Consider the following 6217-nt stretch of genomic DNA (forward strand, 5'->3'; position numbering starts at 1 on the left):
CCCTGAAAACACATAAAAAAACCGCTTTGCAGCGGCTTTTTAAGCGGTAGCGGGAGGTTAATCCCGCTGAGTAAGTTTGGCTATCAAATCGGCCTGAACCGCTGCGGCGCGGATGATCTGCTGGTGATCATCCTCTGTGTGGGTCGCCGTCACTATGCTGCCCAGCATGGTTTGATAGGCCGCCGTCGCTGCGGGGTCGGCATCCGTTGACCACCAGGCGTGCGCCCGTTCGGTCACGCCATCCAGGGTGTAATCCGGCTGATGTTCTGTCGGCGTCATTCGGGCCAGTCGATACAGCTCAAACCCGTCGGACAGCAGTTTGCCAAGCTCCTGCTGTGGCAGCAGTAGCAGCTCTTCATTGAACAGTTCAGCAAAACGAGTGCGATGCGCCACCAGCCAGCTTGCCAGCGTATCTGCATCCTTCAGGTCTTGCTGTAACGCCTCGCTGAGCTCTGCCACAAACGCCTGATGCAATGCGGCGTCGACCGATTGGGCTGCCCCACCAATCCACTCCAGCACCCAGTCGGACCAATTCAGCTGCGTCGCGGCAAAGTCGCTACACGGGTTCCAACTATCCACCAGATACACCTGACGCACGTTGCGCCCCTGCGCTTTAAGCGTGCGGGCCACCAGTACTGCCAGTGCGCCACCCAGTGACCAGCCCATCAGATGGAAAGCCCCGTGCGGCTGCGCCGTCATCAGCGCCTCAGCGTAATGCCCGGCCAGCGCCGTCAGGCCATTAATGTCTGACAGGTTCGCCGCCGGCGCCACCCCGACGCAATTAAACTGACCCGTGAGCTGCTCGGCCAGCGGGCGGTATGGCGCAGTCAGGCCATTGCCTTCATGGAAACAATACAAGGTCTCGGCTTTGTCCGTGTGCGGGTTCAGCGGCTGCAATACGGAGTTATCGGCGTTTTGCATAGTCGCCACCAGCGCCGCCAAATCACTCGCCTGCCACAGTTGCTTGAGTGCCAGCGGCTGCTCACTGCGCTGCTGCCACAGGCTGATCACTTTCAGCCCGGAGATAGAGTCGCCGCCCAGCGCAAAGAAATTATCCCGACGCCCGACCTGTGCCACGCCCAGCACCATTTGCCAGATCTCGGCCATCAGGGCTTCAGTGTGGTTATGTGGCGCGACATAACTGACTTCACTTTGCAGCTCAGCCTTAGGTAGCGCCTTGCGGTCTATTTTGCCATTGCTGTTCAGCGGCAAATCGCTGAGTGCCATGATCACCGCAGGCACCATGTAGTCCGGCAGACTGGCTGTCAGCATGGCTTTGAGTGCGGCTTCATCGGGCAGCTCGCCCTGATGGCCACTGACATAGGCCACCAGACGCTTACCACTGGGGGTGTCATCCGCGACGACCACGGCCTGACGTACTTCAGGGCGCTTGCGCAGCAGGGTTTCGATTTCGCCCAGTTCAATCCTGAACCCACGAATTTTCACCTGATGGTCGGTCCGGCCCAGGTATTCCATCAGCCCCTGCTCGTTCCAGCGTACCAGATCGCCGGTGCGATATAAGCGACTGCCATCATTGGCAAACGGGTTAGCCACAAAGCGCTCGGCGGTTAAGTCTGGACGGTTCAGGTAGCCCCGTGCCAGGCCAATTTCTTCGGCCAGATATAACTCGCCCACCTGTCCCGGCAACACCAGATTGAGGTGACTGTCGAGCAGCCAGGCCTGACGCTGGCCGACCAGTTCACCTATCGGCGCATACACCGCATCAAACTCGCTGCCCGGCAGGGCTTTCCAGGTCAGTGGCGTGACCACAGTTTCGGTCGGACCGTAACCATTGATAAAGAAGTCAGGTTTTAATACCCGCTGGGCCAGCTCAAAGGTGGCCTGTGGCATCGCATCGCCACCAAAACAGTAGACCCGAACCGGCGGCGGGTTGCCGACCTGCTCGACATGGGCTGCCAGCTCACGCAGGAACACCGGCGGGAAGACAGCTATAGACACCCGCTGCTGATGCAGGTTCTGATAGGTTTCGTGTAAGTCCCACTGGCGCTCAGGGCGGATCACCACAGCCGCGCCATGGGTCAGCACCGTCAGCCAGCGCTCATGCGCACCATCGAAACAGAACGACATAAAGATCAGCTCGCGATCACTGGGGCGCATTTCATAACGGCGACCAATGCCGCGGCAATGTGCCGCGATAGACGCCCGGCTGACCAGCACGCCTTTAGGATTACCCGTCGAGCCCGAAGTGTAGATCAGATACGCGCCCTGCGCCGGACACACCGCTGGCTGCTGCCATTGTTCGCTCAGTTCGATGTCGGCAAAAGGGTGTAACGTGGCTGAACCGGCAATGTCATCCAGGCTGTTGTCGCTGGTCAGGATATGGGCCATCTGACTGTCCTTGATCATGTAGGCCAGACGTTCCTGCGGATAACTGAGATCCATCGGCACATACACAGCCCCGGCTTTGAGAATGGCCAGAAATGCCAACGGTAAATCAATCCCTCGCGCCAGTGCCACACCGACGCGCTGCTCAGGCCTCACCCCCTGTTCGCGCAGGTAATGGGCCAGCTGACTGGACTTGTCGGCCAGCACTTTGTAGCTGTAGCTGCGCCCGTCGCAGATCACCGCCTCGGCATCTGGCGTCAGCTCCGCCAGGCGGTTGATTGTTGACACCACATCCTGATATTGCGTCGCACCGAGCTGTGGTACTGCACCACCCGGCAGATAAATTGGCTCCACCGCGCCCGAGTGCAGCGGTGTGATAGACTCACCAAAGCCCAGACCCTGCAAGGTCTGCTGCTGTGTCTCGCTGACCAGTGAAAACTCAGACAAACGCGCCTGCGGTGTCTGCAACATAGCCAGGATCAGCGTTTTATACTGCGCGGCCAGTGCTTTCACATCAGCTTCGGCAAGCTCACTTCCCTGATAGCTGAAGTGCAGTCGCAGGGTGTCTTCCTGAATAAAGCTGATGGTCAGCGGGAAGTTGGTTTCTTCGCGATCTTCCAGGACTTCAAAACGGGTCTGACGTGCTTCCTGTTGTAACATCGCCTCATCAATGGGGTAGTTTTCGAATACCAACAGGGTGTCGAATAAGCCCTCGCGACTGAGTTCCAGTGACTGTGCTGCCAGCTTCTGAATGTCGTACAGCGGCGTAAACTCATGCTCACGCACCGCCAGCGCCGTGCTTTGCTGGGCCTGTAGCCAGTCGTTCAGCGACTGAGCCGGATCGACGCATGCAACCATAGGCACGGTATTGATAAACATGCCCTGGATGGCGTCATGACCGGCCAAATCGTTTGGACGACCCGAGGTTGTGGCACCGAAGCACACAGTATCGCGACCCAAATAACGGCTCAGCAGCAGCGCCCAGGCGCCCTGCACCAGGGTATTCTGGGTAATGCGATGATCCTGACAAAAAGCCACCAGCTGGGCAAATTCAGGGGCAGACAGGTGCACATCAAAGCCACCAAACTGGCCGCTCTGAGGCTTGTTCAGGGTGCCGCTCAGGTAACTGGGCTCTTCCAGTGGCGCCAGTTGTTGCTGCCAGAAGGCGCGATTTTGCGCTTCATCCAGTTGCGCCAGGTAAGCGATATAATCGCCATACTGGCCCGTCACCGGCGGTAAAGTTTGCCCTTCGTAGGCCATCAACACTTCACCCAGCATGGCGGCGCGGCTCCAGCCATCGGTGAGAATATGGTGCATGGTCCAGACCAAAGCATGACGACCGTCTGACAGCTCGATAATGCGCATTCTGCTCAGGCCCGGTTCGCCTTGCAGATCAAAGCCGCGACGCGACTCTTGTCTGGCAAACGCTTTCAGTTCTACCTCAGAGACCGCCCGGTCACGCCAGTCCAGCACCTGCCAGTCAAGCTCGGCTGACTGAGCGACATACTGTAACGAGATACCGTCGACATCGACAAATCCGGTCCGCAGCGTGTCGTGGCGATCCACCACCTGCTGCCAGGCGGCTTTAAAGCGGGCCATATCCAGACCCGTAACCATAAAGCAGCTCTGGTTAACATAGGTTTCGCCCCCCTGATAGAGGCTCTGGAACAGCATGCCCTGCTGCATCGGCGACAAAGGATATAACGTACTGACGTGCTCAAGTGCCAGCGGCAGGTTGTCGATTTGTGCCTGGCTCAGCCCGCTAAGTGGCAGATCGGATGGCGTAAAGGTCGCCTCAGCCACTGCGCACTGAGCCACCACTTCTTCCAGAGCACCTTGCAGATGCGCGGTGAAGATCTCCACCTGCTGTGCAGGCACGCGTTGTGGCGCGTAGCGAACCAGTACCTGTAACTGACCTTCAGTGACTTGCGCGGTGATCGACAGCTCTGTGTCCATTTCATAGTTCGGATCCCAGGCCGTGCCGGTGGACTCAGTAGCAGGTCGCCAGCCGGCTTCTTTGCTGGCCACGTTGTCGAGCTGGCCGAGATAGTTAAACTCTATTTCAGCGGGCGTCTGAGCCGCCAGTTCGCTGCGCTGCGAAGCACTGCCGTAGTAGCGGAAAGCACCATAACCTACGCCTTTGTTCGGGATGCCGCGCAACTGCTCTTTGTTGTACTTAATGGTGTCGGACAACTCGGGAAGACGCGTCAACAACACCGGGAACAGGCTGGTAAACCAGCCCACTGTGCGACTCAGATCGACCTCATCATTCCATGGCTCACGGCCATGTCCTTCCAGGTTGATCTGATGCTCAGTTTGCGCGGTCCAGCGGTATAGGGCCTCGCTCAGTGCGCTGAGTAACAGGTCATTGACCTGAGTGCGGTAAGTCTGCCCCGCCTGGGTTAGCAGTGCCGTAGTCGTTGCCGTATCGAGTATCAGGGTAGAAATATCCGCGGCCTGATACTGGCGACTGCCCGCCGGGTTCAGCTCGGGGAAACGGGTCTGCGGCGTCGCCATTTCCTGCCAGTAGGCATATTCAGCCGGATGCGCCGAGGCATAGCTTTGGATCTGCTGTGCCCAGAACTGATAGCTGTGACTTTTTGCCCCCAGCTGTGCCTGTTCCGATTGCCACAAGGTGGTCAAATCTTCCAGCAAGATGCGCCAGGAAACCCCATCGACCGCCAGGTGGTGGATCACCAGTAATAAGCGCGCAGTGCCGTCGTCAAGACTCACATGTACCACGCGTAGCAGCGGGCCATTTTCCAGATCCAGACTGCGCTGCGCCTGCTCGGCAATGTCACTCAGTTCGCTGATTGAGGCACGCTGATACCAGATGCTTTGCGCCGCCATATCGGCACTGACATCGCGATAACTTTGTTGCCATTGTCCTGCTGCATCACGAATAAAACGCAGTCTCAGCGCGTCGTGCTGGGTCAGCAATTCAGTCACCTGTTGTGTCAGTTGCTCGGCAGTCAGCGGCGTCGCCAGCTCCAGCATCACCGCCTGGTTCCAGTGCTGGTAATGCGTCATGTTGCGCTCAAAGAAAGCCTGCTGAATTGGCAACAGTGCCACCTGACCACTGACATTTTGCTGTGGCAAAGCATCCGCAGTGTGCTCCGTCATCACTGGTGCCAGTCTGGCCACCGTTTGCAATTCAAACAGCTGTTTTGCCGTCACGGAGAAACCGCCCTGACGCAGTCGGGCAATGATCTGTAAACTCAAAATGGAGTCGCCACCCAACGCGAAGAAGTTGTCATCCCGGCCAACCTGAGCAACACCCAGCACACTTTGCCAGCTTTCAGCCAGCAATTGCTCGGCCTTGCCCTGCGGCGCAACATATTGCACGGCACTGTTCAGCTGTGGTTTTGGCAGTGCTTTTCGGTCGATTTTGCCATTGCTGTTCAGCGGTAACGTATCCAGCACCATGATCACGGCCGGCACCATATACTCTGGCAGTTGGGCCGCCAGTTCTGCTTTGAGCGCGTCGACCGCCAGTTCGACGTCCGCTTCGCCCGACACATAGCCTACCAGACGCTGCGTCGCGCCATCGCGGTCGGCCACTATGACCGCTTCCCGGACACCATCTATGGCGTACAAGGCCGCCTCGATTTCGCCCAGCTCAATTCGGAAACCACGAATTTTAACCTGATGGTCGGTCCGGCCGAGATAATCCAGCTGGCCTTCGCTGTTCCAGCACACTAAGTCGCCACTGCGATACATGCGGCTGCCATCATTCATAAACGGGTCGGCCACAAAGCGCTCGGCGCTCAGGTCGGCACGGTTAACATACCCCCGTGCCAGACCCGTACCGGCGATATAAAGCTCTCCGGCCACACCCGGTGGGCACAGATTCAGTGCCCGGTCGAGTACA

Annotated in this window: 1 protein-coding gene; it reads right to left on the reverse strand. The window is 58.2% G+C overall.

The window, feature by feature from the left end; translation table 11 throughout:
* Nucleotides 1-57 precede the first annotated feature (57 nt).
* On the reverse strand, nt 58-6180 hold the full coding sequence (locus tag TW77_RS16895; protein WP_052713240.1) for a non-ribosomal peptide synthetase: 6123 nt from the start codon (nt 6178-6180) through the stop codon (nt 58-60).
* Nucleotides 6181-6217 lie beyond the last annotated feature (37 nt).

It is taken from the genome of Pseudoalteromonas rubra (assembly GCF_000967655.1).
Classification (GTDB): domain Bacteria; phylum Pseudomonadota; class Gammaproteobacteria; order Enterobacterales; family Alteromonadaceae; genus Pseudoalteromonas; species Pseudoalteromonas rubra_A.